The sequence below is a fragment of the Pantoea sp. Fr-CA_6 genome (assembly GCF_024520895.1).
GTDB lineage: Bacteria > Pseudomonadota > Gammaproteobacteria > Enterobacterales > Enterobacteriaceae > Pantoea > Pantoea agglomerans.
Window position 1 is genome coordinate 288,908 of record NZ_JALNPO010000004.1, and the last position, 25,680, is coordinate 314,587.

Consider the following 25,680-nt stretch of genomic DNA (forward strand, 5'->3'; position numbering starts at 1 on the left):
TCACCTCAAAATGAAGGCAGTAAACAGCACATCGTTTACAGCCTGCGGAGGTTGACCTTTTACCAGCGGGGGTGTCAGCGCCTGTTTGACTTGTTCAACAAGCGCCTGCTTTCCTTGCTCTGTCGCCAGCGCCGCAGCGCTCTGACGCGAGAGCAGCAGCAGCAAACGGCTGCGCACCTCAGGCAGATAGTCGTTCATCCGACGCCGGGTATCCTCATCGGCCAGACGCAGGGTAAAGCCTACGTAAAGCACGCGGTCGGGATCGTTGTCGGGATTGACCAGGTTAACCGTAAATGTATCAAGTGCAAAAAAGACCGGAGCGGGAGGCGGTTCAACTTTCGCCACCTCAGGCTTATCGCCCTCATGTTTATTCATCATTCGCCAGACTGCATAGCCTGCCACGCTGCAAGCGGCCAGCGTCAAAATGAGCAGCACTGGTATTAAGAGTTTACGTTTGCTGCCTTTTTTTGCTTTCGCGTTATCAGACATGGTGCAGTTACTTCCTGTGAATTATGGGCAAGCCTCTCGGCTCACGAGACAGATTATCCGCGTCTTAAGTCAAACCAATGGGTAGAAAAGACGCGGGTTTTACGCTTACCTTCAGCGTTTGCCGCTGTCAGGCGAAAGTGTCGACGGCGCTGTTGCCGTTAACGCGAGCCTGAAGGGCGGCGGGAACGGCGATCGGCGTAATGTCGGTGTCACTGTCCTGGGTGAGGGAGAAGCGGCCATGCTGTCCATCGCGGCGCGCCTCCTGCTGCTGCTGGAATTGCTGGCCCTGCGCGGAACTGTCACTGCTCACCTGACTCTCGCCCAGGTTGATACCGCTCTCTGCCAGCGCGCTGCGCAGCTGCGGTATCGCGGCTTCCAGTGCTGCTCTGACGTGGCTATGGCTGGAAACCAGATTAATTTGTGCCTGGTCGTTATCCAGTTTCAGGCTGATCTGGATAGCGCCAAGGTCTTCCGGATGTAAACGCAACTCCGCGTTCTGCTGGCCATTGCGACTGAACATCACAATCTGCTGACTCAGCGCCTGCTGCCACTCGTCGCTGCCCAGCTGTGAGTTCAGCATCGGCGTTGACGGTGTGCTGGTGGTCGCGGAGGCGGTCACCGGCGCAGGCAGGCTGCTGGCAGTGGCGATTGGCGTAGCGTTGATCGCGTTATCGCTGATGCTGGCTTTAATCGCAGCCTGATCATCCTGCTTAACCATATTGCTCAGCGCCTGCTGGAAACTGCTGTCGAGCGTCAGGCCGCTGCTGGTCGCACTCTGCGCGGTGTTGTTGCTCTGGCTGGCGGCAGTGGTGACGGCAGGTTTGCTCTGTGCGTCGCTTCTGGCGTCAGACTTCTCATCTTCGCCCGGTGCGTGGCTCTGCTGCGCGCTGTTCAGCAGTTGCGTTAGCGAGCTCTGGCTTTTCCGGCCGATATCGGTCTGGGCGATCATCTCGCCCGCTTCACTGCTGACCGGGGTCGACGAGGTGGCTGTAACAGCCGCTACACCCGGTAACATGGCGAACAGTGCCTGCATATTCTGCATATCGCTGGCGCTTAAGGGTGCAACGTCCGGCTTGTCTTTATCATCGGCTGATTTTGACCCACCTTTAATATTTTCCGGCTTAAACAGAGCGGTCAGCGCAGCAGGATTTTCCAGTGCTGCCATCAGGGCATTCAGCGGGGCTTTCGGGCGGGCGTCATCGGCAATTTCTGCTTTGACGTCAGCGGATTGCGCCGCTTTTCCCTGCTGTTTAGCCAGGCCGAGTAACTGGTTTCCCAGTGCGGTCAGAAAGTCCTGCGGCAGGGCATCGGCACCCGCAGCAAGGTCAGTTGAGACTGAGGGTTCTGCGTCGGTTTTTACCGTCGCTTTCATAGCAATGTTTGGCAGCGTAATCATTCACCTCTCCTCGATGCGGCCCGTTGGGCAAATTCGTCCATCCGTTTCTGATCGAGACGGTTTTCCTGTCGTAATGCATTTTCCGCTGCGCGCGTAATCAGCGTCTGATAGGCGTTCAGCCGTTGCTGTTTGTCACGCCAGTTGATCAGCGCCTGTTCCAGCCGCTGATTCCAGTTATTAAGCTGGTTGCGGTGCTGCTCAATCGCTTTTTCCAGCGTCTGAATAAACTGGTGATAGTTGGTCCAGCGGGTGCTGGCAATGCCCGACGACATGTCATCGTTGAGCTTGTTGCGATATTCGTCCTGATAGTCGAGCAGCATCGTCAGCTGCTCGTTCGCGGCGTGCTGGCCGCGACGCATATCGCCTAAATAGATGGCAGCGCGTTCGAGATCCTGCTCCGCTAAGTCGCGCAGCGTATCGATGGCATTTGCAGTTTTCATTGCCGTTACCTCGCGTTAATTCGTGTGACTAGCCAAACAGCGCATGCAGATGCAGGCTGGCGTCGTCGTAATCACTGCGCTCAAAGATGCCCTGTTGCAGGAAGGCTTCCATCTGCGGATAGAGCGTGATCGCTTTATCAAGCATTGGATCACTGCCCGCGGCATAAGCACCGACGCTGACCAGATCGCGGTTACGCTGGAAGCTGGAGAGCAACTGCTTAAACTGGCGCACCCGCGCATAGTGGTTCTCATCGATCAGCGAGGTCATCGCACGGCTGATCGAGGCTTCTATATCAATGGCCGGATAGTGACCCGCTTCGCCCAGCCGACGCGACAGCACAATGTGGCCGTCGAGAATGGCGCGCGCGGAGTCGGCGATCGGGTCCTGCTGATCGTCGCCTTCGGTCAGGACGGTATAGAAGGCGGTGATTGAGCCGCCGCCGTCGATGCCGTTACCGGCACGCTCAACCAGCGCAGGCAGTTTGGCGAATACGGAAGGCGGATAGCCTTTGGTGGCCGGCGGCTCACCAATCGCCAGCGCGATCTCACGCTGCGCCATGGCGTAGCGGGTCAGGGAATCCATAATCAGCAACACATGCTGGCCGCGGTCGCGAAAATCTTCTGCGATACGCGTGGCGTAAGCGGCACCCTGCATACGCAGCAGCGGCGAAACGTCGGCCGGGGCGGCGATCACTACCGAACGGGCGCGGCCTTCAGCGCCGAGAATGTTCTCGATAAAATCTTTTACTTCGCGGCCACGTTCGCCAATCAGACCGACCACGATAACGTCCGCTTTGGTGTAACGCGCCATCATGCCAAGCAGCACGCTTTTACCCACACCCGAACCGGCGAACAGGCCCATACGCTGCCCGCGACCGACCGTCAGCAGGGCGTTGATCGCCCGCACGCCGGTATCCAGCACGTCGGTGATCGGCGTACGCTGCAGCGGGTTAAACGGCGGGGTGTTCAGCGGCGCGCGATAACCGGTATCCGGAGACGGCAGGCCGTCCAGCGGTCGCCCGCTGCCATCGAGTACGCGGCCCAGCAGTTCCGGCCCCAGCATCATCTGTTTGCCTGCCTGCGGGTTCTCTCCGTTCTGGCGCGCATAGACCCGCGCACCCGGTAAAATGCCGTCCACTTCTTCCAGTGGCATCATCAGCAACTTCTGACCGTTGAATCCCACCACTTCGCTTTCGATTTCACTGATGGTTTTGCCATCGTTGCGTTCGATTACGCAGGTCGCACCCAGCGGCAACTGTAAGCCGGTTGCTTCCAGCACCAGGCCGGTGGCGCGGGTCAGGCGGCCATAACGGCGCACCGGCTGCACCTGGGCGATGCGTTTCTCAAAGGCATCGAGCGAGCCGAGCCAGCGATTCAGACGAGTGGTCATTACAATTCTCCCGGTGCGGCAAGACGGCAGAGTTCCTGCCAGCGCGTCGCGACGCTGGCATCCAGATCGCCATCTTCTGCGCTGAGTTTGCAGCCGCCAGGATGCAGGGTGCTGTCAGCGATCAGCCGCCAGCCGTGCAGATCCAGCGTCGGCCCCAGGGTCTGCTCAATGCGTTGTAAGTCATCCGGGTGAACGCGCAGTTGCGGTTTGCCGCTGAACATCGGTTCCTGCTGCAGTAACGCCTGAATCTGGCGCAGCAGGGCGGTGCCATCCACCGTGGTCGCCTGACCAATCACCGAACGTGCCGCTTCCAGCGCCAGCTGCATCAGACGCGCCGCAATCACGCTGTCCAGCGACTCCAGCGTGTTCTGGAACTCGGTTACCAGCTGCTGCATACGCGCCTGAAGGGGCGCCTGCTGCTGCTGGGCATCGGCCAGACCCTGCTGAAAACCGGCGTCGTAACCGGCTTTCTGGCCTTCGGTCACACCCTGCTGATAGCCTTCGTTGTAACCCTGACCCTGTGCCTCTTTACGCATCTGCTGCTGCAGGCGTTCGAGCTGCTGTTGCTGCTCATCAACGCCATCTTCAGCTTCGTAAATTTCTGGCTGCAGCTCCGGTTCAGCAGGCTCATCGAAACGGCCTAAATCCGTGGGCTGCCACAGCTGCCAGGGGCGCGCAGAAAATGCATCAGACATAAGTTTCCTCGCCACCACCAATCACCATCTCGCCTGACTCGGCCAGGCGGCGTACCACCAGCAGGATCGCTTTCTGTTCGTTTTCCACTGCGGACATACGCACCGGGCCACGGTTGGCCAGATCGTCGCGCAGGATATCCGCCGCACGGGCTGACATGTTTTTGAGGAACTTCTCGCGCAGTGGCTGTTCGGCACCTTTCAGTGCAACCAGCAACTGCTCGGACTCCACTTCCTGCAACAGACGCTGGATGCTGCGGTCGTCCACTGCCACCAGGTTTTCGAACAGGAACATCTCGTCGATAATTTTCTGCGCCAGTTCGCCATCGAAGTCGCGTACGGCTTCGATAACCGCCTCTTCCTGCTGCGTTTTCATCAGGTTGATGATCTCGGCTGCGGTTCTCACGCCGCCCATCTTCGCACGCTTGAGGTTGGTGCCATCCAGCAGGCCGTTCAGTACTTCTGTCAGTTCGGCCAGCGCGGCTGGCTGGACACCACCGAAAGTGGCGATACGCAGCATCACGTCGTGACGCAGACGTTCGTCGAACAGCGCCACAATATCGGCGGCCTGGGCACGCTTGAGGTGGACCAGGATGGTGGCGATGATCTGTGGATGCTCGTCGCGAATAAGGTCGGCAGCAGCCTGCGGCTCCATAAAGTTGAGCGTTTCCATGCCGCTGGTGGTTTCGCGCGTTTCGAGAATGTCCTCCAGCAGGCTGGAGGCGCGCTCTTCGCCCAGCGCACGGGTCAGCACCGAACGCAGGTATTCGTTGGAGTTCAGGCTCAGCGCCGCGAACTGCTCAGCATCCGCTTCGAACTCACGCAGCACTTCAGTCAGTTGCTTATGTGACACCTGACGCATGTTGGCCATCGCGCCGCTCAGGTGCTGGACCTCACGCTGGTTCAGGTGTTTGAAAACTTCCGCGGCGCGCTCTTCGCCAATAGTCATCATCAGGATGGCGCTTTTTTCGGTTCCGGTCAGACTCATAGCTCTTTACTCATCCATTCGCGAATTACCAGCGCTACAACGCGCGGATCGTTTTCTGACATGTCGCGGATGCGTTGACTCATCACTTCTGCGCTCATGCGGTTGTTAGACTTACGTTCCTGATCCAGCTCATCTTTGCTGAGCTGCACATTAAAGGCTTCTTCTTCCGGTTGCTCAGTCGCACGGGCAGCAACGGCTTCCGCGGCGGCTTTCTCTGCGGCCTGCTTGCGAACCAGGTGCGGACGAACCAGTTTGCGGTAGAGGATGAAGGCTACCAGAGCAATCAACAGCCACTTACCGGCATTCATCAGCTGATCAAAGAACGACTGCTGTTGCCAGAAGGGCAGATCGGTGGTCACTGGTTCAGTAGTGTTGAACTGCGAGTTCACCACGTTGATGCTGTCGCCACGGTTCTGGGAGTAGCCCATCGCTTCGCGGGTCAGATCTTCAATCTGCTTCAGCTGCTGTTCGTTCAGCGCAACCGCTTTACCTTTATCATCTGCACGGAAGTTCACCACGACCGCAACCGACAGGCGCTGTACGTCGCCAACGTTGACCTTGGTATGACGAATGGTGCGATCCAGCTCGTAGTTCACCGTGTCGTCACGACGCGAGTTGGTCGGTCCGGCACTGGCCGCTGCGGTGCTGGTGGTCTGGTTAGCGTTATTCGCCGCGTTGTTCTGACCGTTAGCATTCTGACCATTGGCGTTCTGGCCATTGGCGGCATTGTTGTTCGGCGTCGTCACCGGCGCAGTGTTAGCTGGCGCAGGCTGGTTAGAGAGTGCGCCCGGCACGCCGCCCGGATAAGGGCTGCCTGACTGGTCGCTGGTGCTGGTCTGACGCGAACGAATCGCTGAGTTCGACGGGTTAGCGTTAGGCTGATATTTCTCGTCGGTTTGCTCGGCGGTGTCGAAGTTAATCTGCGCGGTAACCTGCGCATGCACATTGCCCTGACCGAGAATCGGATTCAGGATCGCTTCGATACGTTGCTGGTAGCGTGCTTCAACTTCAGAGGCATACTTGAGCTGTGCATCATTCAGGTCGCGACCGGCGGAGTCAGAGCGGGTCAGCAGGCGACCGGTCTGATCGACCACGGTGACGTTGCCCGGCGGTAAACCGGCGACGCTGCTTGAGACCATGTGGGCGATGGCCTGAATCTGGCCTTCATCCAGCGCACGGCCAGGCTGCAGGGTTAAGGTAACAGAGGCGGATGGCGCTTTCTGCTCACGCACAAATAAGGTTGGTTTTGGCATCGCCAGATGAACACGGGCGCTTTTAACCGGGCCGAGTGATTCGATGGTACGAGCCAGTTCGCCTTCCAGCGCGCGCTGGTAGTTAACCTGCTCGCTGAACTGGCTGATACCGAACTTCTCTTTATCGAGCAGCTCAAAACCCACCGAGCCGCCTTTCGGCAGACCCTGCTGAGCCAGACGCAGACGCAGCTCATGCACGTTCGCTTCCGGCACCATCAGCGCGCCGCCATTTTCGGCGAAGCGATAAGGGATGTTCATCTGCGTCAGCTGCGTGACGATGGCACCGCCATCTTCATCTGTAAGGTTGTTATAAAGGACGCTATAGCTGGGCTGCTTCGCCCAGAGCACCATCGCGATCACTATCGCCACAACGGCGGCGGCAGCGACGATTAAAGGAATACGCGGATTTGCGCGCAGGCGAGCGAGCAGGTCACCGAAGCCTTTCTTTTCTTGTTCTGTTGTGGCGGCTGTACTCGCATTCATGACCGATTCCTGCCTGACGTAATTGACCGGGTAAGTTGAGATGGCAAAACAGACTCCCTGACCTGCGTAGATAAAATTTCCACTTCAATGCCAGGCATTATTAGGTGATAAGCAAAATTCGATGGCTGGATAAGGTAGGGTTTTTGATGTCATTTAGCGGCTTTGTCTCATTGACAACGTGCTAACTTTTCCCCACAGAAAAAATATCATCCTCCTTTATAAGGTATCGTTCATGTCCATTCAGGCAATTGACGGCGTACTGCAGCAGCTTCAGGCGACCTCACTGCAGGCCAGCAACCGCAGTAGTGAAGCCCCTAATCAGATCGATTTTGGTGCGACTATGAAAGCGGCGCTGGATAAGATCAGCGAGACGCAGACCACCGCCCGCACCCAGGCGCAGGATTTTGAGATGGGGAAACCGGGTATCGCGCTTAATGACGTGATGGTCGATCTGCAGAAATCGTCCATCTCAATGCAGATGGGTATTCAGGTCAGGAACAAGCTGGTGTCGGCGTATAGTGAAATTATGAATATGCAGGTTTAGTGAGCTGATTCCGCTGAACAAGGCACGCCTGCGTGGCATTGGATTAGGGTAGTGGGTTGCCCGCATCAAGGCCGATCACTTTGCTGAGTCTATGACCCTGTACTGGCGATAATGCAGGTGTCATTGACTATACTGCTCTTTATTACGAGCCGTGCAGCAGGGAACTCACTCTTCGGTGCAGGCGACCCGACCCCTCATCACCCATCAGCAGGACGCCAGCCCAATGCTAAAAAAACTTATCCTTATCGCATCGTTAATCAGCTTATCGGCTCCAGCCTTTGCTGCCACGCAATGCGGGCCGTTCTATCTTAAACCTGACAAGAGCGGCTGGTTCTCGGTGAATGGAGAACGCGCAAAAACGCAGAAAGTCACCTTTGCGAAAGAGAAGGGCGATTACGACAACGCGACGGTCAAACTGCTGGTGAAAAACAGCAAAGCGCCGGGGATGGTGGATATGGAACTGACGAACCGTGAGGGTAAAGGGCTGTTAAGAGCTGAAATCGTCCGCACCAGCCAGAGTCAGATCCGCATACGAGGCGCCTATGATTGCGAACCGGCTAAATAGGCTGAGCTTCGACTGCCTACTGCTGAACATGGCATAGCCCGGAAGCGGGCGTGATAAAACCCTTTGAGTATAAGAGTGCGAAAGTTTGTCAGGCAAGCGCTTATGCTCGGGCTGGCCTGACAACTTATTCTGTCTCCTGGTCGTCTATCCTGCATCACGCACATGGCGACGATGCCTCTAACTCGATGTTTTGCACCGCGCGATCATCCCTGAAACTGCTGTGCTGATATCTGATGCTTTTGGATCATAGTAAAATGTCGCACTGGTCTGATGAGGGCTGAACTTTGCAATTTCAACCCAGGCCACGGTTTCATTATCCTGCTCAAGGTTATATCGCTTCGTGCCATCCGGCAGAGGCTCATCCTGCTCCAGATAGAGTCTTTGATCCTGTGCTGCTACGCTAAGGCAGGATTCAACCTGAAAAGGATGACCGTCGAAATAAGCGGTTTTTGTTGTCGGGTGTAATCCAACCCGTCCCATATCTACGCATCCGCCCATCAGACTTATGCTCAGGGCAATAATGATCTTCTTCATTAACTAAACCATCATAGTTATTTTTTTGACCAATAATATCCGGATATTGATCGTATCGTTCATTTTAATCAAAAATCTGCGCTTAATATTGCTAGCGTTACGGACTAAATGTAACATTCTTCGCAACGGATTATGATGTAAGCAACGAGCATAAACAAAAGGTAGCCGCATCAGATGACTCACGCTGCCTGCTGCTGTTAACCGTTGTCAGGTGAATGTCAGGTAAATATCACTCTATACCCGTTGCTCATCATATCGTTAGTCTGCTTTGAGGTGGATGCCCGAAAATCATTGCCTGCAGCCTTTGTTAGCCAGTTTATTATAAACATGGATAGTTTTACGCAGTACATTACACACACATAAGGTTCATTAAAAATCGGCCTCAACAAAAGGCGTTATACCTCTGTTGTGTTACGCATGTTGAGGTGTCCTGATGAAAATCCTTACTACTTAAGTGCCTCTGAATATTATGATTTATGACTGTTTTTTGTACTACGATGAAGATATCTTGCTTGAGATGCGTCTGAACACGCTTGAGCATGTTGTTGATCGGTTTGTCATTGTGGAATCGCGCTATACCTTTACCGGAAAACGCCGGGAAAAGCTTCATTTTGATATTGAGAAGTTCGATCGTTTCCGCGATAAAATTATTTATATTGTTAACGATATTGCGCCCAGATTTTATCAGGAAGCCTTTAAATCGAATAGTTCTCTGGTTAATGCGGGTGAGACTGATCCCTGGGAAAATGAAGCCACTGCACGTAATCAGATTATGCAGGGGCTGGCCGGCGCGCAGGATGATGATATTGTTATTGTGTCAGACGTCGATGAAATTCCCCGACCCGAGGCGATAAAAGCATTCAGTCATCAGCATCTTTGCACGACGCTGCATCAGCAATATTTCAATTTTAAATTTAATGTCCGGGTTTTAAATGACGACGGCACACCGCGCTGTGCCACCCTGGCAAAAATGGTGACCTGTAAAACGCTGCGAAACTTTTTTATGGGACAACCGGAATTGCTTCGCAATGTTAAGCGTCGTGGAACACCGATACGCGAGAACTGGTTGCGCTGGAAGTGGCTAAATTTCCGGACGAAAACCATTAAGAACGCAGGGTGGCATTTTTCCTGGGTAATGAGCGATGAGCGCATCAGTGAAAAAATGTCTTCGATTTCTCATACCGAACGTAACTGTCCCGAATTTAATAATCCGGATCACATACGGCGCTGCGTTGAGAACAATATTGATATCTGGAACCGTCCGCGAAGGATGGAGATAGTGCCGGTGACATCCGAACATTTTCCAGCCTGGCTGGTTGAAAATCAGCACCAGCTTGCCGATCTCATTAAATCTTAACGCTGACCAGCGCGCCCAGCGGGCGCGCCTCTCGCACATCAGCTTGCCTTGTAAGGATCTTTTTTGTCATCCTGGCTGTCATCATTTTTGCGCGGCACTTCGCCATGATCTTTCGGCGCATCAGTGGCAGGATGATCATCTTCCTCGTAAGCATTACCAGCGTTTGGCGCGGCTTCCGGCAGGCTTTTGCTGACATCACCTTCTTTCTTACGTTCTTCATTCGTATTGTGCTTAAACATAACTCTCTCCTTTTATTCCAGTCTCTTAAGTTTAGACCAGCACTGACATCCCGCATGCGCAGCGGATTAAAGAAGAAAAAAAAGCCCGCCAGCGGCGGGCTAATCGGAGTTTCTCTCATACTGAACACGTCATTTTTCGATGTTTGGGTGTGTACAGCAGGTTCATGCTAACCGGGAATCCCTGATGCAGTAATGGACAAACCTGTCATGTCGCTTGCGGCAGGTCACATTCCCGTCGATAAACAGATCGATAAATAAATTCGATTGAACGGATTAGCAAAAGGCATATAGTGGCCTGCGTTACCAGGAGATAGAAATTATGTTAAGAGACTATTTAAAGATTGAAGCTGAAGATCAGTTAATCGAACAACGCTCGCTGAGCCTAAAAAATCGTGGTCAGGAAGAGGTCACCGAATGGATTATTGTAAATAGCCAGGGAGTTAAAAAAGGCGGCGTAACCCTGTTCGATAAACTCAGTACCCGCCGCTCATGGCCCGTCAATTATCGCATTATGCAGACCGATCTGCAGGGCAAAGTGGTAGTAGATCAACTGACCGATGCCCTGTAGTTGCCCGGCTATAATCTCAGCCACTGTTGTACGATGAAAAGTGAACCCGCGCCCGGCGGGTTTTTTTATGGCTGGCGGTAGCGTCGCAGTTCCACCAGCGTACCAATCAGCTTCAGGCTGTCCCGGCTGGATTGCAGCTCAGGGAAGTTGATATTGACCGGTGCCAGTTCAAACTGCATGACGCCATTTTCACTGCCGCGCTGACGCCAGGTGCGTAGCAGCACGACCTGCTGCTGCAATGCCAGCACGCAGTCGCCGGGCTGAGGTGACTGCGTGGGATCGATGATCACCACATCATTCCGCAGAATCGCGGGCGTCATCGCCTGTTCTTCTACCCGGAAGGCAAAGCTCTGCTGTGAAAGCGCCATGTCGTTATGCATTAGCAGTTCATGCCGGACGGAACCGGCCTCGCTCAGCCATCGCGGCACGTCGCGCTGTGCAAGCAGTGGGATCTGGTGCAGACCACTCCAGGCGCTTTCGCTGAAAACAGGACCATCCCCATCTATCAGAAAAGCCGGTGCGCAGCCCAGCGCTTCGGCGAGCCGCAGCAGGTTCTCACCGCGCGGCAGCGTCTCCTCTTTTTCCCATTGCGAAATCGCCACATGGGACACTTTTACCTGTTGCGCCAATTGCTTCTGCGTTAACTGCAGCGATTTACGTCGGAGTCGGATGCGGTCACCCAGCGTTTCGTTTTTCATAAGCTTGACTTTTTGGTTGAGAGTGACTTAAGTATACTTAAGCCTGGTATTTAAGCAATCTTAAATTTCATGCGGGGGACGTGGCTAAGCAGCACGCAGTAAGTTCCAGAGACCTTACCGTACAAAGGGGTGTGGCATGGAAAGTAGTCTGATTACCAGTATGGGTGCGTTAGTTCTGGGTGGGGGGGCAGCAGCACTGTTCTGGAAACCGTTATTGGCGGGAATTGCGTCAATCGTAACCAGTAATCGAGCCGGCGGCGAAATTATTACCAGCTACAAAGAGCAGGTGGTGTTGCTGAAAGAGAGCAACCTGCTGATACGGGAGGAGAACGATGAATTACGCGAACGGCACGACAGGAATCTGCGGCGTATCTCGACACTCGAAACCGATCTTCGGTTAATCAAGAATGCGGTAGGGATTTTACTGGCAATGACCGAAACCGATCAGAACGATAAATTTCGTAATGAGATTGATCGGCTTATCTCAACTCTGGAGGATCGCAGTGATGGCCACGATTAATAGCACTAAGGCACCTATGTCTTACCGGCGCAAAGTTATCCTCGGCTGCGTATTGCTGAGCTGTTCGATGATTTGCATCCTGATGACGATCATTTTTCTCTACGTCAGTAACACCGCAAACAAGCGGGTCGAGGAGATTCGGGCGGATTACCGCTTAATTGCGGCGCGGCGTGATGACAGAGTGGAGCTGCTGACCGATCAGGTTGCAGCAATACAGCATAAGCTGGATGCAATACCGGATCGCATAGCCGACAAAACGGTCATAAAAGTCAAAGAGGTCGTCACTGAGAGTGAGGTGCCAGCCGTGAAATCCGGTCATAAACCATAACTTCCGATTATTCTTAATGCGGCTTCGCTATTATCGACTAGTTTTAAATATCCGGGCAACATTTTGTACCTGAATGCAGGCCCGCTGATTGGCCGGTTGATGAACCGCTAAGCCTACTCACTTTGGATAGATGACCAGAAGGAAATTTAGCATGAGCGATTCAACAGAAACCAAGACCAAAACTGAATATCTGCGTGACGTGACTTCTCAGCTAAAAGAGATGCGTCACTATGCTCAGACCAACACCGAAACCCTTTCCAGCCAATGGTTAGCGTTTGATGCGGGTGAGTACAAAGACAAGACCAACGCCGACCGAATCGATGCGTTGCTTAATAAGCAGGGTAAACTGCTGGAAGATCTGGATGCCGCGATTCAGGACATCGAGATTGAAGTTAATCACAGCGAGCAGGAGAGCTAAGTCATCTCCCGCTAACTGATGTGGTGGCCGTTAAGGGATTAATCGGCCACCAGCCACATTTCCGCTTCGTCGAACATCTCTTCAACAATCCGCGCAACCGTCGCTTTATCGTTCTTACTCAAATCAGTATCAATCGCATTACGTTCCATCGGCTTGACCTTAACTTCAATGTCAGGAAACACCCGATGCACCCGCTTTTCCAGCTCCTCACGAATCATCTCGCGGGCACCCGGTAAACCGGCAACGTTGCGCTTGTCATAAATCAACTCAACAAACATGATGGCAATCCATTCAGGGCAAAATCGCTGACATATAATACTGTAAATAAAAACAGTGGCAAGGCGGCGTGCCCGATTTCACGTAAATTTTTATCTCGCATAAACCTCAATCTTCGACTAGCAAAATGCGCACGCATCGCGACATAATGGCGGCTTACTTTTAGGAGGTCCGCGATGCGACAACTGGTAATTGATATTCTGCTAAAACTGGCAAAGATGGACGTCGATGCAAAAGAGTTGACGGCGCAGCTTGAAGCGCAGTCCCTGCTGGTTGCGGCGCTGCTGGTGCAGGCGAAACAGGACAACTCGCTGACTATTTCAGAAACGGTGCAGGATGCCATTGTTACCGCTTCGCAATCTTCGACCGAGTTTCTGCAGTCTGATGTGGATCTGCTGCTGACGCATATTAATCGTCTGCTGGCGGTAGCGAGTTATGTTGAAGTAAAGGGTAAAGCGACGGAAGGTGAAGGGTAGGGGCGGATAAAAAAATTCGCCTCTGGAGGTGGAATTGAGACAACACCTGCAGAGGCAGTGCATCAGCACTATTCGTTAAAGGACAATCACGACCTGAGTCGCACGCCGAAGTTATACACTTTCCCCCGGTTAGTACAATTTTATCTGCAGTGCCGGAACTGGTTGGAGGTGTTTGCAATATACAACTTCAGCGCGGCCCTGATTAAAGCTCGTTTTTGATGCAAAACTCTTCCCAGCTCATCCCCAGCGACTCAGCATGAGATTTGAGATAAGTCTCGATAGCTTCAGCCGCCACCGCTTTATCCGGCTCAGCGAGCTGAATAGAAAAGATCATTCCATCCAGATTCTTCTGCCGCAAAAAGGCCGCATAGATGCGTTCGGCATGCCATTCGCGCAGCTGTCGCAGTGACAGGTTAGCTGCACGGGCGTCGCTCTCCGTTAATTCATCAAGTGCAGACTGAAAGTCGGGATGCGCGGTAAAAAACATCTCGCGCGCCTGGGCATAGTAGGCTTCTGGCGTTTTCATATTCATATTCCTGAAAGTCTGTTGCAGCGCGTCAGTGTAGCGGGTTGTCTTCCGCTTGTCAGGCGTGACAAAGGACGGAGTTTGCATCAGTTCAGCCTCTGAACTTCCGGTCAAAAACCTGACCGTGGAGCTCACTGCGGGATAAATTCTGGCGCAATCAGGGTCTGCGTGGTGTTTGAACACCCAGATACCTTGCGCAACGCGGTGGAAAAATTATAACGTAGCCGCCATTGATGGGATCTTAGGGATTAAACATGAAAAAGTGGATGCTGATTGCCGCGCTGGCACTGAGTGGCTGTGCACAAATCAACGATTATGAGAATGCGGTGCAAACACCGGCGCCCGCTGAACTGCAGGGAACCTGGCAAACCGTCGGCCCACAGAGCAGCCTGATCAGCGATAAGGCGATAGCCAGTGTGATCATCAATGCGGATGGCAGCACGCTGGACTGCCGTCAGTGGATGCGAGTGATTGCGAAGCCGGGCAAACTGACCCGGTTAAGCGGCGATTATGTCAATGTAACGCGTCAGGTGCGGGTGATGCCGCTGGTCGTGGAGAATGGCGAGCTGAGCTATGACAGGATGACCCTGCGTAAAGTGGCGCGTCCGACCGTTGAGTGTCAGCAGGCACTTGACGAGGTGGCGAAGCAGCCGAAAGCCGCGGTGATTCAGAACATCGAACCGCAACTGCTGCGCACACCGATTACAGAAAATAACGCGAAGTCGTAACGGCCGACCCATAATAAAACCGCCCCGACGGGCAGAGCGCACTTTACGCTTCTGCCTGCCGGGGCGGTTTGAGTTTTGAGTCATTTCTTCGGCAACGAGCTTATTCTGCAACCACCCAGACGCTGACACTGCCACCGTTACATACAAAGACCGCCGTGCCGTGCTCGTCGGCAGTAATGGTCTCTTCACGGTTACCCAGATGATCGCGCCAGACCTTGCCAGCAAAACCTTCTCCCATCGGCACGCTTTTCTCACCGGCATCGCCGTTCGACATGATCACCACACAGCCTGGCTGTGTTTCGGTGCCGCTGCGGCTGAAGGCCACGCAGTTTGGGTGATCAAAATAGTCGGTCTGCACACCCCAGCCATACTGCTGGCGCGCCCGGATCAATCCTTCCAGTTCAGGGATCACCGGCATCTCAATTTTGTGCTTCTCGCCGTCGCCGCCTTCATCTTCATAGGTCGCCCCGAACAGATCGGGATAGAAGATGGTGGGCACACCCTGCTCACGCAACAGGATCAGCGCATAGGCCAGCGGTTTAAACCAGGCTTCTACCGGTGCTTCCAGCGACTGCAGCGGCTGGGTGTCGTGGTTAGCCACGATCGTCACGGCATGCCACGGATCAGCAACCACCAGCGAGTTAGCAAAAATCTGGCTCATGTCGTAGGCGCTGCCCGCGGTTGAGGCCTGGTGGAAGTTCATGTGCAGTGGCGCATCAAACAGCATGGTTTTGCCTTCCACCTGATGCACATACTCCTGCAGCTTCTCCGTTTCAAACGACCAGTATTCCGCGACGATAAACATCGGCTCCTCAGCAACCTCCTGAATATGGTCAATCCACTCTTTGTAGAACCAGGCCGGGATATGTTTTACCGCATCCAGACGAAAGCCGGTGCAGGGCACCTGTTCCATCACCCAGCGCGCCCAGTATTTCAGCTCTTCCCTGACCGCGTTGTTGCGGAAATCGATGTTGGCGCCCATCAGATAGTCGAAATTACCCAGCTCGTTATCAACCTGGTCGTTCCAGCCTTCGGCGGTGTAGTCATTGATGATTTTGAATACGCCGTTTTCGTCCGGATTTTCGATGTGGTCTACGCCGCTAAAGCATTTGTGGTCCCAGACAAATTTCGAAAATTCCCCGGCGCGTGCCGGAAACGTAAATTTCGTCCAGGCCTCGCACCCGACCACTTCGTCGTAGATTTCATCGCGGTTATCGGGATTGACCTGGTTAACGCTGATCGCCTCTTTTTCGTCGGCACCCATTTTGTGGTTCAGCACCACATCCAGCAGCACCCCAACGTTGTGACTACGCAGGGCTTCTGTTGCCGCCAGTAACTGCTGTTTGTCGCCATATTTGGTGGCAACGCTGCCTTTCTGATCAAATTCACCCAGGTCAAACAGATCGTAGCTGTCGTAACCGACAGAATAGCCCCCCGAATCCCCTTTGTAGCACGGTGGCAACCACGCCATGGTGATACCTATTTCGCTGAGCCAGGCCGCACGATCGGCGACTTCCGGCCACAGTTTGCTGCCATCCGGGTAATACCAATGGAAAAACTGTAATAACGTTGGGTTTTGCATGTACCGCACTCCAGGGGATGATGAAAATCAAGTATGGAGTAAGCGGCAAAAAAGAGACGCCGCGCAGAAAAATAAATCTGGCGGCGTGACAGAGCAGGGGATCAGGAGAGGGTTTCGTGCGGCACCATAACAACGCCGCCTTGATTGCTATAAGCGGACATCACCGATTTCTGGCGACTATTCTGACCCACCAGTGAGGCCAGCTCATCCATCCGCGCCTGCAGCAGACGTTTCACTTCACATTCGTTATCGAGAATACGGCGCAGCACCGGACGTAACTGCTCCTGAGTCTGTGCCGACGGCGACACGGCTTCTGTCGATTGGGCTAAGTTCTGCACCGCACTGACATACTCCATCTCCCTGCTGATCAATTCATCCCATTCGCCTTGTGCTGCATGACGCAGCATTCCCTGGCTGAGATCGAGTAACTGTTGGTAAACGGTAATCAGATGCGGTGCAGTAGTCATTAAACGGCGTCCTGAATCAGGTTAGGTTGAACCACTTCTTTCCACGCGTCAGCAATGTTGCGCAGCAGGCCTTCGACCTCCTCGACTGCTGCAACATCATTGTGCAGGTTGGCATGCAACAGGCGACGCGTCATGTAGTTGTAAAGATCCAGCAGATTATCGGCCAGCTCATCACCACGGTTTTCAGTCAGGCCCTCTTTCAGGCCGGCTTCGATAATATTGATCGCTTTGGAGATCGAGTTGCCTTTGCCTTCAATATTGCCATCCTGCATAAACAAGCGGGCGCGGATTAACGCGCTCAGGGCACCGTCGAACAGCATCACAACCAGCTGCTGCTGGCTGGCGCTCATCACGGCGCTTTCGACGCCAATTTTTGCATAGGCTTTGGTGCCTGTAGCGCTGTACATGGTCACTCCTGTTATTTTTTAGACGAATCGGACGTGTCGAACTGCTGCGTCAGATAGGTGCTGGTCGAGTTGAGTTTACTGATGGCCATATCCAGCTGAGTAAATTGCGTTTTATAGCGTGCGATATCCGCATCAATGCGATCGCTGGTGGTGTTATAGAGGGTGGTTAACCTATTCAGTGTTTTACTCACGCCATCGGTGGCGGACTGAATAATCCCTTTAGTAGCCAGCCAGTCAGTCAGCTTGCTGTCGATTTTAGCGGCGATACCGGTTTTACCGTCACCTACGATCATCGCTTTCACACCTGCAGCATCTTTATCCAGTGCGCTGTTCAGCTTTGTCGAATCCAGTTTTAATGAACCGGTGGTGGGATCGGTGGTGACACCAATCTGACTCAGTGATTTAAAGGTAGATGTGCTCTGCGAATTAGTGAGCATGCTTTTCAGCTGCGTCTCAATCGTCCGTAACGTACTGTCACCCAGCAGGGCACCATTACTGGAGTCCTGTGCATCGCTGTTGGTATCGACTTTGGTGTATTTGGTCAGGGTATTAAACTGATCCAGCAACGTATTGTAGGCATCCACCCAGGCACTGATGGCGCTGGAGGCTTTTGAGGTGTCTTTGGTAATCGTCAGCGTCTCATCGCCAACTGTCTTCGCGGTCAGATTTAAAGTAATCCCTTCCAGCGCATCGCTAATCTGATTGCTGCTGTTTTCAATCGCAACATTGTTGACCGTCAGTTTGGCATTCTGCGCAGCGACGCTCTGGGTCATCACGTTGCTGCTGGCGGATGCGTCAAAGCCCACAATCCCCTGCAGCGTGCTGTCACCGGTGACGGCAATGGTCGCCACGGCATTATCACTGCCGGTTTTATTGGCGCTCATAGAGAGTCGGAAACTGCCGTCTGACACCTTAATAATACTGGCGGTGACGCCGGCATTGGCGCCGTTGATGGCGTCACGCATGCCGGTCAGCGAGGTCTGATCGCTGGAGAGCGTGATGCTTTTGCTGGTGCCATCTTTTAAGGTAATCGCGATGCTGCGGCTGGCCACGGAGCTGTCGCCCAGCGCGGCGGTGTTACTACTCTGTACGCCTGAGGTCAGAACCTGCGCCTGTGCCAGCTGCGAGACGTTAATGGCATATTTACCGGCTACGGTGCTGCCAGAAGTGGTCGCGCTGAACGCTGTGGAGCTACTGGCCGCAGTCGTAGCGGTAAACAGGTCAGCACTGTTCAGCTTGGTATTAGCAGCCTGGAAAGTTGTCAGTGAACTTTTCAGGGTGGCGTAAGCACTGAGCTTGGCCGTATAAGCTGTTTGCTGAGTAGAAATAGGTTTGAGTGAAGCTTTTTCAGCGGTGGTCAAACTGTCAAGCATGGTACTGAGTGGCAGGCCGGAACCCACACCGAGGTTGCTTATACTAGCCATATTAATTCCTTTATAAGGTCGACAGAAAATTGATACCTGGGTTATCGGCCTTGAATAAGGAAAGTTTAAGGTTATTTGCCTTAGGGTAATGAGGTAAATAAGCACTATAGAGAAGGGTAATTCAGCGGCTAGAAAATTAATGAATTAAGCCTAAAGAAGTTCGGGCGGGTGGCGATAACTTAAAACGTGACAGGTTGAAGCAGAAAAATTCGCCTGGTACTAAAAAAATTCTAAAGGTTGTTAAACGGCAGACGATAACAACTTTGACGGCGCTGAAGCCGGCGGGTTGAAGCCCACACCTTAACCGAAAGACTTGATTAACAGGAAAATTCATCATGGCCCAAGTCATTAATACCAACAGCCTCTCGCTGATCACTCAGAACAACATCAACAAGAACCAGTCAGCTCTGTCTACTTCAATGGAGCGTCTGTCTTCTGGTTTACGTATCAACAGCGCGAAAGATGACGCTGCTGGTCAGGCAATTGCCAACCGTTTCACCTCTAACATCAAGGGCCTGACTCAGGCTGCTCGTAACGCCAACGACGGTATCTCTGCTGCGCAGACTACTGAAGGCGCGCTGTCAGAAATCAACAACAACTTACAGCGTGTTCGTGAACTGACTGTACAGGCTAGCAGCGGTACCAACTCAGCTTCTGACAAATCTTCAATCCAGGACGAAATCAAATCCCGTCTGAGCGAAATCGACCGCGTATCTGGTCAGACTCAGTTCAACGGCGTGAACGTGCTGGCTAAAGATGGCTCAATGAAAATTCAGGTTGGCGCTAACGATGGCGAAACTATCACCATCGACCTGAAGAAAATTGACTCTTCTACGCTGAAACTGAACACTTTCAACGTGAATGGTCCACAGGGTACACCTACCGTTGCAGCGGCTGCTGACTTCCAGAGCGTCTACGGTTCTACCAGTAACGTATCTAAAGCAACCGTTGCAGAAGGTACTGCTAACAGCCTGGCGACTCGTCTGGGTGTTGCTAACGCAAACGTCACTGTTACTGCAGACAAAGTGTATAAAGATGACAACGGTAACCTGTTCGCTAAAGTTAACGTGAAATCAGCCAGCGATGCAGAAACCAACAGCCTGAAAGCGAACGGTTTTGACATTGCTAACGGTGCAAACCAGGACTTCTACGTTGCAGTTGATGCGAAGGCTGCAGTAACGACTGCTGGTGGCGATACCGCTGCGTTCACACTGGATACGGCTAACATGAGCCTGTCTAACGTGACCTCGGGTTCAACTTCTGATCCACTGAAAAAGCTGGACGAAGCGATTGCCAGCGTTGATAAGTTCCGTTCTTCACTGGGTGCGATTCAGAACCGTCTGAACTCAGCCGTGACTAACCTGAACAACACCACCACTAACCTGTCTGCAGCACAGTCTCGTATTCAGGATGCTGACTACGCAACTGAAGTTTCAAACATGTCTAAAGCGCAGATCGTACAGCAGGCTGGTAACTCAGTGTTGGCTAAAGCTAACCAGGTTCCACAGCAGGTTCTGTCTCTGCTGCAGGGCTAATCACCCAACGTATAAAAGACAAACCCCGCTTCGGCGGGGTTTTTTTATGCCTGCGATTAGCCTGTTTTTGCCCTGTTTCTCTGCCAATCAATCTCCCCGCGTTACTTTATCCTCACGTTAAGACTCTTTTTTTAAATGCCTTTGTTGAGCAGGTAAATAATGAAAAATATTACTGTCGTGGAACCGCTCTTTGTCAGCGCCTTCAAATGTATTGGCAGTGAGTGTCGCGATCACTGCTGTAAGGGCTGGGATATCCACCTGGATAAGCCCACGGTCAATCGCTATTTAAAATCCTCGCTGATTGAAATCAAAACGCTGGCAGTTGAAAACATCACAACCACCCGCAAAAGCTTTGCCAGTTGGGGAACTATGAAGCTTAATGCTTCTGGCAACTGTGCATTTATGGATGAAAATCGCCTGTGCAAAGTGCATTCCCGGCTGGGTGCTGCCGCACTGAGCAACACCTGTGCGACCTATCCCCGAGCGGCGAACACCTTTAAATATGAACAGCAAAAAACGTTGGCGCTCTCCTGTCCGGAGGCGACCCGGCAATTATTAGCCTCACCTGACGCGATGCTGTTCGGGGAGAGCATCAGGCAACAACCTTATGGCAATAAAGCTAAAGATCTCGATCAGCAAAAGAAACTGCTGAATCTGATGTGTCTTAACATCATTAAATTCAGCGGCATTTATCTTGATGAAGGGTTTTACGCGCTTGCCAGCTTTCTGCTGGGCGCGGAAAGAGTAAGCCCTGAAGAAGATTGGCTGGTCCAGATGGAGCATCATTTTTCTGATGTCCTCAACAACCTGACACAGGGTGAAATCAGGCGGCAGCTTGATGAGGTTAAACCTGACTATAACCTGCAATGGTCTTTACTGTTGAGATTGCAAAGCTGGTTCAGCACCATGGCCGATAAGCGCGCCTTTCCTACCCTGAATCACTACGTTAATAAGCTGATTTACATTCAGGCCGAAGGGGCCAAAACCGATGACGTCAGTCAGCCAATGATCCGGCTGGACAACGTCTGGCAGAAGCAGGTTATGCCCTGGCTTGCTGAACGGCCGTGGATAATGAATAACTATATTCAGTACCGCATTTATGATGATTTCTTCCCTAATAACGAAAATCGCAGCCCGTTACTGAGCTTATATCTTCTGACGGCAGAATGGTTCCTGCTTAAATCACTGATTGCGGCCAATGTTGAGTTGGTCGGAACCGTCAGTGAAGAGGATATTATTAATATCATCTACAGCTACCACTCAATAACAAAACATACGCCACAATCGGTGATGGCGTTTCTGGCCGAGATTGATAAGGTCAAGGTCAATGACGATTTGTCGCTGATTTATCTGCTTAAATGATCTGAGGCGATGCAGTTTCGCATCATCGGCATCGCCTGTTTTTCCCTGATAGACAGGTGCGGGCATTAGCTAATCGCTGAAAGAATTGCGGCTGGTGTGCTGGCTTATTTTTATGCCAGCAGCTCCAGGCAATGCAACGCAATTTAACACCCGCTTCCTTCAAACCGGTTTCCTGACCACAACCTTGCAGGCTGCCTGTCTCTCAATCCCAGGCAATCCCCCCAGCCCGTTACAGTTCCCCCCCAGACTGCCGATAACTCCTCACAGAACAACATCATTTTTGATTTTAACTTTGTGGAGTGTCTATGCGCTTCAATTATGACCTGTTACCGGGTGAGCGGCTGACCTTTGAAGAGATCGCCCGGCGTTATGCTCTGCAATACCCTGATGATAAAGAGTTGACGGCGCGCGCCTTGCTGAGTCCGTCAACCGGCTTGCGCACGCTGAAAATCCGCGCAGTGTTTGCGCAGGAAGAGAGCAACAGTCCGCTGGAGGATCTGCTGTTCATCTCCCATGACAACGAACGTAAAAATTACCTGCGTCGCTTTGAGCACTACCTTAAGCAGAATCTCTCCTTCCTCTATTTCCGTCGCAGCGATAGCGAGAAGCGCGACAACCTGTGGAAAGTGATGGGCAGCAGCCAGGTCTTCGCGATGATCGATCCGCAATCCGCCACGGCACAGAATCTGCTTAACAGTCGCGGCTATAAACTGGTCCTGATGCATCAGGATGATGAAGACGCTTACTGGCAGCTTTTCAATCCACAGGCGGATCCCTGTTTTCCGCAGTCGCAGCGCATTCAGTTCATCGTGGTACTGAGTACGCCGCAGCATAAAGTCCCGGCGGCAGTGATGCCGGGAACTGAGGTCGGGCGTCGTGTCAAAGCCCGGGTGCTGCAGCGCGCCAGCCAGGCGGAATTCAGCGCCGGTGTCAAAGCCCGCTACGGCGCCTGTGTGATGACCGGCACCGAGCTGACTGAACGGCATAACTGGCCCTGGGTGGAAGCCTGCCATATCGACACACAGGAAGGGGATGACGGTGTCCTGGCAGATAACAGCATCGATAACGGCCTGTTTTTACGCAGTGATTTGCAGCGGCTGTTTATTAACCGACTGATTAGCATTGATGGTGAATCGGGCGAGATTCTGGTGCATCCTGGCGAGGAGGCGCAGCAGCATCTGGCGCCCTGGTATCAGGAACTGGAGGGTCGCGTCTGCAGCCTGTGGGCGGCAGTGCCGCCCGCCACCCGGCAACGGCTGCGCGCCCGTCGTTAATCCCTGCTGAAGAGTGCAGAAGGATCTGCACTCTGACGTAACAAAAATGAAATAGCCTCGTTTTACCCCGCCTATTCAGCCAATCGAAAACGCTACAGAATTGGATAATCATGCCGATAACTTCATTAACGCAGGGTAGTCAACGTGAACGATTTCTATACCGCCGAAGGCGTGATGGACAAGCATTCGCTCTGGCAGCGCTACGTGCCGCTGGTGCGCCATGAAGCGTTGCGTCTGCAGGTTCGCCTGCCGGCCAGTGTTGAGCTTGACGACTTGCTGCAGGCGGGTGGGATAGGGCTGTTAAATGCCGTAGAGCGTTATGACGCGCTCCAGGGTACAGCCTTTACCACCTATGCCGTGCAGCGTATTCGTGGCGCCATGCTCGACGAGCTTCGTAGTCGGGACTGGGCACCGCGCAGTGTGCGTCGTAATGCACGCGAGGTGGCCGGAGCAATGCACAGAGTGGAACAGTCGCTGGGGCGTTCTGCCTCTGAGCAGGAAGTGGCGCAGCAGCTGAATGTTTCCATGGAGGAGTACCGGCAGATCCTGCTGGACACCAACAACAGTCAACTTTTCTCCTACGACGAGTATCGGGAAGAGCACGGCGACAGCGCGGAGCTGGTGACGGAAGGCCATGAAGAGGCTAATCCGCTTCATCAGTTGCTTGAAGGGAGTCTGCGTGAGCGCGTCATTGAAGCGATCGAAGCATTACCCGATCGTGAAAAGATGGTGCTGACACTGTACTACCAGGAAGAACTGAACCTGAAAGAGATTGGGGCGGTGCTTGATGTGGGTGAATCCCGTGTCAGCCAGCTGCACAGTCAGGCGATTAAACGCCTGCGTGCCCGACTTGCGGGAGCGCGCTAGCAGTATCAGTTCCTGGCGATTCAAAATTATAAAAAACCGGGGACTCAGTAATGGGAGCCAAGACCAAGGCCAGACCGTTAAGTCGTTATCTTAAAGACTATAAACACAGCCAGAGCAACTGTTCACACTGTGGCAAGGTATTAGATCGAATGGCGCTCGTTTTTCGTGGCCAGATCATCAATAAAGAGGCCATCGCTCGGATGGACCAGATGATTGATGAGCAGCTGTGGCTGAAACTTCAGCCCGAACTGACCGCGCTTTGTCGTTTTTGCAGTGATATTTTTTGTAATACCCATCCTAATTACTTCGACATAATGGCGTTTAAACAGTATCTGTTTGAACAGACAGAGATGAGCCCCAGCACAATTCGTGAATATGTGGTGCGGCTGCGTCGTCTGGATGAGATGCTGAAAGCCAGAAATTTCCCGGCCGACAGGCTTCAGGGAAATAGCTGGCATCAGTGTCTGGAAAGCGATCTGCCCGATGCCGGTAATAACAATTACCGCATCGCGCTGCGCAAGTACGATCAGTTCTTAGGCTGGCAGCAGGGTTAACCCTGATCTGCACCGATTGCTCCTCCGCGTGCCTGCGGCACGTTCCCCTTTTGCCCGCCAGCCGGGTAAAAGGGAAGGGGGAGCACGGCGCTTCTTTCTCCTGCATCTTCCATTATGCATCTGTCTCACCGCATCTGCTGACACCTGAATCAGGGTGATCCTTTTCGCATCTTCTGCAACACTGTAAGGATAAATTGAATGCCCGAACGGAGGCAGCATTGTCTTTACATCTGTTACACCAATTCCCACGTCTTGAACTGCTGGGCGCACCCACGCCGTTAGAACATCTGCCACGGCTCTCTGACTACCTGGGTCGCGATATTTTTATTAAACGCGATGATTTCACGCCGGTGGCGATGGGCGGCAATAAGCTGCGCAAGCTGGAATTTCTGGCGGCGGACGCGCTGCGTGAAGGCGCCGATGTGCTGCTGACCGCGGGCGCAATCCAGTCCAATCATGTGCGTCAGACGGCGGCAGTCGCGGCCCGGCTTGGCCTGAAGTGCGTGGCATTGCTGGAAAACCCGATTGGCACCCACGCAGAAAACTACCTGAGCAACGGCAACCGACTGTTACTGGATCTGATGGACGCTGAAGTGATCATGGTGGATGCGCTGAATAACCCGGCGGAACAGCTGGCTGAACAGGCCACGCGTCTGGAAGCCCAGGGTTATCGTCCTTACATCGTGCCGGTCGGCGGCTCAAATGCGCTGGGTGCACTAGGCTATGTAGAGTGCGCGCAGGAGATTGCTCATCAGAGCGAGGGTGTGGTCGATTTCGCCGCCGTGGTCGTGGCCTCGGGCAGTGCTGGTACCCATGCCGGACTGGCGGTGGGTCTGGAGCATCTGCTGCCGGAGACCGAGCTGGTGGGCGTCACCGTTTCACGCCAGGTTGAGGCGCAGATGCCGCTGGTGGAGCGGCTGCGTCAGTCGCTGGCAGAGACGCTGGAAGTGCAGGCTAAGGCACCGATTACCCTGTGGGATGACTACTTTGCGCCACGCTACGGCGAACCCAATGATGAAGGCATGGCTGCGGTGAAACTGCTGGCGCGGCTGGAAGGGATCCTGCTGGACCCGGTCTACACCGGCAAGGCGATGGCCGGACTGCTGGACGGCGTCAGCCAGAATCGTTTCCGCCGTGAAGGTCCGTTGCTGTTTATTCATACGGGTGGCGCACCGGCGTTATTTGCTTATCATCCTTCGGTCTGAGACAAGCGAATAAAACAGTTTATACTCCGTGGGTTATCCTACTGGACTGGCAGCGACAAGCCGTGCTGCCCTTATAAGAACACACACACAATACT

The 25,680-nt window shown here is 53.3% G+C and carries 31 protein-coding genes; 15 read left to right on the forward strand and 16 right to left on the reverse strand.

Annotated elements, in window-relative coordinates:
• The 7 genes from fliL to fliF form a co-directional block, all read right to left on the reverse strand.
• A complete protein-coding gene (gene fliL / locus NR201_RS09895; RefSeq protein WP_033778945.1) occupies positions 1-489 on the reverse strand; it encodes a flagellar basal body-associated protein FliL in 489 nt (162 codons plus the stop codon).
• Between the two features lie 127 nt (positions 490-616).
• Complete coding sequence (locus NR201_RS09900) at positions 617-1,885, reverse strand: flagellar hook-length control protein FliK (RefSeq protein ID WP_256849721.1); 1,269 nt, start codon at positions 1,883-1,885, stop codon at positions 617-619.
• Entirely contained in the window at positions 1,882-2,325 is a 444-nt protein-coding gene (fliJ, locus tag NR201_RS09905) for a flagellar export protein FliJ (protein WP_003854478.1), read from the reverse strand. The genes NR201_RS09900 and fliJ overlap by 4 nt, the downstream gene beginning before the upstream one ends.
• A 28-nt stretch (positions 2,326-2,353) precedes the next feature.
• Positions 2,354-3,715, reverse strand: coding sequence for a flagellar protein export ATPase FliI (gene fliI, locus NR201_RS09910; protein WP_010247655.1), 1,362 nt, complete (start codon positions 3,713-3,715; stop codon positions 2,354-2,356).
• Positions 3,715-4,410 carry a flagellar assembly protein FliH gene (gene fliH, locus NR201_RS09915; RefSeq protein WP_256849722.1) on the reverse strand — a complete coding sequence of 232 codons (696 nt, stop codon included), beginning with the start codon at positions 4,408-4,410 and terminating at the stop codon, positions 3,715-3,717. The genes fliI and fliH overlap by 1 nt, the downstream gene beginning before the upstream one ends.
• Positions 4,403-5,395: a flagellar motor switch protein FliG gene (gene fliG, locus NR201_RS09920; protein WP_003854483.1), complete on the reverse strand. Its 993-nt coding sequence runs from the start codon at positions 5,393-5,395 to the stop codon at positions 4,403-4,405. The genes fliH and fliG overlap by 8 nt, the downstream gene beginning before the upstream one ends.
• Positions 5,392-7,131, reverse strand: a complete 1,740-nt coding sequence (fliF, locus tag NR201_RS09925) for a flagellar basal-body MS-ring/collar protein FliF (RefSeq protein ID WP_010247649.1) — start codon at positions 7,129-7,131, stop codon at positions 5,392-5,394. The genes fliG and fliF overlap by 4 nt, the downstream gene beginning before the upstream one ends.
• A 232-nt stretch (positions 7,132-7,363) precedes the next feature.
• Here fliF and fliE point away from each other — a divergent pair, with 232 nt between their 5' ends.
• Both fliE and NR201_RS09935 read left to right on the forward strand, forming a co-directional pair.
• Entirely contained in the window at positions 7,364-7,675 is a 312-nt protein-coding gene (fliE, locus tag NR201_RS09930) for a flagellar hook-basal body complex protein FliE (protein ID WP_003854485.1), read from the forward strand.
• A 223-nt stretch (positions 7,676-7,898) separates the two neighbouring features.
• Positions 7,899-8,240, forward strand: coding sequence for a hypothetical protein (locus tag NR201_RS09935; protein WP_010670842.1), 342 nt, complete (start codon positions 7,899-7,901; stop codon positions 8,238-8,240).
• Between the two features lie 177 nt (positions 8,241-8,417).
• Here the strand turns inward: NR201_RS09935 and NR201_RS09940 are convergent, their stop codons facing one another.
• Positions 8,418-8,774: a hypothetical protein gene (locus NR201_RS09940; protein ID WP_010670841.1), complete on the reverse strand. Its 357-nt coding sequence runs from the start codon at positions 8,772-8,774 to the stop codon at positions 8,418-8,420.
• Positions 8,775-9,243: 469 nt separating this feature from the next.
• Here NR201_RS09940 and NR201_RS09945 point away from each other — a divergent pair, with 469 nt between their 5' ends.
• Entirely contained in the window at positions 9,244-10,131 is an 888-nt protein-coding gene (locus NR201_RS09945; RefSeq protein ID WP_122458264.1) for a benzoate transporter, read from the forward strand.
• 38 nt (positions 10,132-10,169) lie between these two features.
• Here NR201_RS09945 and NR201_RS09950 read toward each other — a convergent pair whose 3' ends face one another.
• The gene (locus tag NR201_RS09950; RefSeq protein ID WP_010247636.1) at positions 10,170-10,370 is read right to left on the reverse strand and encodes a hypothetical protein; all 201 of its coding nucleotides are present in this window, start codon (positions 10,368-10,370) and stop codon (positions 10,170-10,172) included.
• Between the two features lie 319 nt (positions 10,371-10,689).
• Between NR201_RS09950 and NR201_RS09955 the strand changes: the two genes are divergently transcribed.
• Complete coding sequence (locus tag NR201_RS09955) at positions 10,690-10,938, forward strand: hypothetical protein (protein WP_010247633.1); 249 nt, start codon at positions 10,690-10,692, stop codon at positions 10,936-10,938.
• A gap of 65 nt (positions 10,939-11,003) precedes the next feature.
• Here the strand turns inward: NR201_RS09955 and NR201_RS09960 are convergent, their stop codons facing one another.
• Positions 11,004-11,636 carry a helix-turn-helix domain-containing protein gene (locus tag NR201_RS09960; RefSeq protein ID WP_022625481.1) on the reverse strand — a complete coding sequence of 211 codons (633 nt, stop codon included), beginning with the start codon at positions 11,634-11,636 and terminating at the stop codon, positions 11,004-11,006.
• Positions 11,637-11,772: 136 nt separating this feature from the next.
• Between NR201_RS09960 and NR201_RS09965 the strand changes: the two genes are divergently transcribed.
• The 3 genes from NR201_RS09965 to NR201_RS09975 all read left to right on the forward strand — a co-directional run bounded on the left by NR201_RS09965 (position 11,773) and on the right by NR201_RS09975 (position 12,902).
• Positions 11,773-12,156, forward strand: coding sequence for a hypothetical protein (locus NR201_RS09965; protein WP_010247627.1), 384 nt, complete (start codon positions 11,773-11,775; stop codon positions 12,154-12,156).
• Positions 12,143-12,484 carry a hypothetical protein gene (locus NR201_RS09970; RefSeq protein ID WP_010670838.1) on the forward strand — a complete coding sequence of 114 codons (342 nt, stop codon included), beginning with the start codon at positions 12,143-12,145 and terminating at the stop codon, positions 12,482-12,484. Before NR201_RS09965 ends, NR201_RS09970 begins: the two co-directional genes overlap by 14 nt.
• Before the next feature lie 151 nt (positions 12,485-12,635).
• Positions 12,636-12,902: a hypothetical protein gene (locus NR201_RS09975; RefSeq protein ID WP_010670837.1), complete on the forward strand. Its 267-nt coding sequence runs from the start codon at positions 12,636-12,638 to the stop codon at positions 12,900-12,902.
• A 38-nt stretch (positions 12,903-12,940) separates the two neighbouring features.
• On the opposite strand, the gene NR201_RS09980 is transcribed toward NR201_RS09975, so the two are convergent.
• The gene (locus tag NR201_RS09980; protein WP_003854508.1) at positions 12,941-13,180 is read right to left on the reverse strand and encodes a DinI-like family protein; all 240 of its coding nucleotides are present in this window, start codon (positions 13,178-13,180) and stop codon (positions 12,941-12,943) included.
• Positions 13,181-13,354: 174 nt separating this feature from the next.
• Here NR201_RS09980 and iraP point away from each other — a divergent pair, with 174 nt between their 5' ends.
• Positions 13,355-13,654, forward strand: a complete 300-nt coding sequence (iraP, locus tag NR201_RS09985) for an anti-adapter protein IraP (RefSeq protein WP_010247621.1) — start codon at positions 13,355-13,357, stop codon at positions 13,652-13,654.
• Positions 13,655-13,856: 202 nt separating this feature from the next.
• On the opposite strand, the gene NR201_RS09990 is transcribed toward iraP, so the two are convergent.
• The gene (locus tag NR201_RS09990) at positions 13,857-14,180 is read right to left on the reverse strand and encodes a DUF6388 family protein (RefSeq protein ID WP_008926858.1); all 324 of its coding nucleotides are present in this window, start codon (positions 14,178-14,180) and stop codon (positions 13,857-13,859) included.
• Positions 14,181-14,434: 254 nt separating this feature from the next.
• Here NR201_RS09990 and yedD point away from each other — a divergent pair, with 254 nt between their 5' ends.
• On the forward strand, positions 14,435-14,908 hold the full coding sequence (gene yedD, locus NR201_RS09995) for a lipoprotein YedD (protein WP_039388770.1): 474 nt from the start codon (positions 14,435-14,437) through the stop codon (positions 14,906-14,908).
• 100 nt (positions 14,909-15,008) lie between these two features.
• On the opposite strand, the gene amyA is transcribed toward yedD, so the two are convergent.
• From amyA to fliD, 4 genes are all read right to left on the reverse strand, one after another.
• Entirely contained in the window at positions 15,009-16,490 is a 1,482-nt protein-coding gene (gene amyA / locus NR201_RS10000; protein ID WP_256849723.1) for an alpha-amylase, read from the reverse strand.
• Positions 16,491-16,591: 101 nt separating this feature from the next.
• Positions 16,592-16,957, reverse strand: a complete 366-nt coding sequence (gene fliT, locus NR201_RS10005) for a flagella biosynthesis regulatory protein FliT (protein WP_010247612.1) — start codon at positions 16,955-16,957, stop codon at positions 16,592-16,594.
• Entirely contained in the window at positions 16,957-17,364 is a 408-nt protein-coding gene (gene fliS, locus NR201_RS10010) for a flagellar export chaperone FliS (protein ID WP_022625484.1), read from the reverse strand. Before fliS ends, fliT begins: the two co-directional genes overlap by 1 nt.
• 11 nt (positions 17,365-17,375) lie before the next feature.
• A complete protein-coding gene (gene fliD / locus NR201_RS10015) occupies positions 17,376-18,788 on the reverse strand; it encodes a flagellar filament capping protein FliD (protein WP_158131612.1) in 1,413 nt (470 codons plus the stop codon).
• 335 nt (positions 18,789-19,123) lie between these two features.
• Between fliD and NR201_RS10020 the strand changes: the two genes are divergently transcribed.
• The 6 genes from NR201_RS10020 to NR201_RS10045 all read left to right on the forward strand — a co-directional run bounded on the left by NR201_RS10020 (position 19,124) and on the right by NR201_RS10045 (position 25,585).
• Positions 19,124-20,323 (forward strand): FliC/FljB family flagellin, encoded by a 1,200-nt coding sequence (locus NR201_RS10020; RefSeq protein WP_033758042.1) that lies wholly within the window; start codon positions 19,124-19,126, stop codon positions 20,321-20,323.
• A 159-nt stretch (positions 20,324-20,482) separates the two neighbouring features.
• Positions 20,483-21,685 carry a flagellin lysine-N-methylase gene (gene fliB, locus NR201_RS10025; protein ID WP_256849724.1) on the forward strand — a complete coding sequence of 401 codons (1,203 nt, stop codon included), beginning with the start codon at positions 20,483-20,485 and terminating at the stop codon, positions 21,683-21,685.
• A gap of 305 nt (positions 21,686-21,990) precedes the next feature.
• Positions 21,991-22,959 carry an HNH endonuclease signature motif containing protein gene (locus NR201_RS10030; RefSeq protein WP_010247595.1) on the forward strand — a complete coding sequence of 323 codons (969 nt, stop codon included), beginning with the start codon at positions 21,991-21,993 and terminating at the stop codon, positions 22,957-22,959.
• A 144-nt stretch (positions 22,960-23,103) separates the two neighbouring features.
• Positions 23,104-23,826, forward strand: coding sequence for an RNA polymerase sigma factor FliA (locus NR201_RS10035; protein WP_003854529.1), 723 nt, complete (start codon positions 23,104-23,106; stop codon positions 23,824-23,826).
• Between the two features lie 50 nt (positions 23,827-23,876).
• On the forward strand, positions 23,877-24,380 hold the full coding sequence (gene fliZ / locus NR201_RS10040; RefSeq protein WP_010247591.1) for a flagella biosynthesis regulatory protein FliZ: 504 nt from the start codon (positions 23,877-23,879) through the stop codon (positions 24,378-24,380).
• 218 nt (positions 24,381-24,598) lie between these two features.
• Entirely contained in the window at positions 24,599-25,585 is a 987-nt protein-coding gene (locus NR201_RS10045) for a D-cysteine desulfhydrase (RefSeq protein ID WP_256849725.1), read from the forward strand.
• Positions 25,586-25,680: the final 95 nt, after the last annotated feature.

What these genes read in the sequence shown, in the direction of transcription:
- fliF (WP_010247649.1), bottom strand. Translation starts at nt 7,131, where the DNA reads ATGAATGCGAGTACAGCCGCCACAACAGAACAAGAAAAGAAAGGCTTC.
- fliJ (WP_003854478.1), bottom strand. Translation starts at nt 2,325, where the DNA reads ATGAAAACTGCAAATGCCATCGATACGCTGCGCGACTTAGCGGAGCAG.
- NR201_RS10020 (WP_033758042.1), top strand. Translation starts at nt 19,124, where the DNA reads ATGGCCCAAGTCATTAATACCAACAGCCTCTCGCTGATCACTCAGAAC.
- NR201_RS09980 (WP_003854508.1), bottom strand. Translation starts at nt 13,180, where the DNA reads ATGTTTGTTGAGTTGATTTATGACAAGCGCAACGTTGCCGGTTTACCG.
- NR201_RS10030 (WP_010247595.1), top strand. Translation starts at nt 21,991, where the DNA reads ATGCGCTTCAATTATGACCTGTTACCGGGTGAGCGGCTGACCTTTGAA.
- NR201_RS09935 (WP_010670842.1), top strand. Translation starts at nt 7,899, where the DNA reads ATGCTAAAAAAACTTATCCTTATCGCATCGTTAATCAGCTTATCGGCT.
- NR201_RS09965 (WP_010247627.1), top strand. Translation starts at nt 11,773, where the DNA reads ATGGAAAGTAGTCTGATTACCAGTATGGGTGCGTTAGTTCTGGGTGGG.
- NR201_RS09900 (WP_256849721.1), bottom strand. Translation starts at nt 1,885, where the DNA reads ATGATTACGCTGCCAAACATTGCTATGAAAGCGACGGTAAAAACCGAC.
- NR201_RS09940 (WP_010670841.1), bottom strand. Translation starts at nt 8,774, where the DNA reads ATGAAGAAGATCATTATTGCCCTGAGCATAAGTCTGATGGGCGGATGC.
- NR201_RS09970 (WP_010670838.1), top strand. Translation starts at nt 12,143, where the DNA reads ATGGCCACGATTAATAGCACTAAGGCACCTATGTCTTACCGGCGCAAA.
- fliE (WP_003854485.1), top strand. Translation starts at nt 7,364, where the DNA reads ATGTCCATTCAGGCAATTGACGGCGTACTGCAGCAGCTTCAGGCGACC.
- NR201_RS09990 (WP_008926858.1), bottom strand. Translation starts at nt 14,180, where the DNA reads ATGAAAACGCCAGAAGCCTACTATGCCCAGGCGCGCGAGATGTTTTTT.
- yedD (WP_039388770.1), top strand. Translation starts at nt 14,435, where the DNA reads ATGAAAAAGTGGATGCTGATTGCCGCGCTGGCACTGAGTGGCTGTGCA.
- fliZ (WP_010247591.1), top strand. Translation starts at nt 23,877, where the DNA reads ATGGGAGCCAAGACCAAGGCCAGACCGTTAAGTCGTTATCTTAAAGAC.
- fliL (WP_033778945.1), bottom strand. Translation starts at nt 489, where the DNA reads ATGTCTGATAACGCGAAAGCAAAAAAAGGCAGCAAACGTAAACTCTTA.
- iraP (WP_010247621.1), top strand. Translation starts at nt 13,355, where the DNA reads ATGCGACAACTGGTAATTGATATTCTGCTAAAACTGGCAAAGATGGAC.
- amyA (WP_256849723.1), bottom strand. Translation starts at nt 16,490, where the DNA reads ATGCAAAACCCAACGTTATTACAGTTTTTCCATTGGTATTACCCGGAT.
- fliD (WP_158131612.1), bottom strand. Translation starts at nt 18,788, where the DNA reads ATGGCTAGTATAAGCAACCTCGGTGTGGGTTCCGGCCTGCCACTCAGT.
- NR201_RS09950 (WP_010247636.1), bottom strand. Translation starts at nt 10,370, where the DNA reads ATGTTTAAGCACAATACGAATGAAGAACGTAAGAAAGAAGGTGATGTC.
- fliI (WP_010247655.1), bottom strand. Translation starts at nt 3,715, where the DNA reads ATGACCACTCGTCTGAATCGCTGGCTCGGCTCGCTCGATGCCTTTGAG.
- NR201_RS09960 (WP_022625481.1), bottom strand. Translation starts at nt 11,636, where the DNA reads ATGAAAAACGAAACGCTGGGTGACCGCATCCGACTCCGACGTAAATCG.
- fliG (WP_003854483.1), bottom strand. Translation starts at nt 5,395, where the DNA reads ATGAGTCTGACCGGAACCGAAAAAAGCGCCATCCTGATGATGACTATT.
- fliH (WP_256849722.1), bottom strand. Translation starts at nt 4,410, where the DNA reads ATGTCTGATGCATTTTCTGCGCGCCCCTGGCAGCTGTGGCAGCCCACG.
- NR201_RS09975 (WP_010670837.1), top strand. Translation starts at nt 12,636, where the DNA reads ATGAGCGATTCAACAGAAACCAAGACCAAAACTGAATATCTGCGTGAC.
- fliS (WP_022625484.1), bottom strand. Translation starts at nt 17,364, where the DNA reads ATGTACAGCGCTACAGGCACCAAAGCCTATGCAAAAATTGGCGTCGAA.
- fliB (WP_256849724.1), top strand. Translation starts at nt 20,483, where the DNA reads ATGAAAAATATTACTGTCGTGGAACCGCTCTTTGTCAGCGCCTTCAAA.
- NR201_RS09955 (WP_010247633.1), top strand. Translation starts at nt 10,690, where the DNA reads ATGTTAAGAGACTATTTAAAGATTGAAGCTGAAGATCAGTTAATCGAA.
- fliT (WP_010247612.1), bottom strand. Translation starts at nt 16,957, where the DNA reads ATGACTACTGCACCGCATCTGATTACCGTTTACCAACAGTTACTCGAT.
- NR201_RS09945 (WP_122458264.1), top strand. Translation starts at nt 9,244, where the DNA reads ATGATTTATGACTGTTTTTTGTACTACGATGAAGATATCTTGCTTGAG.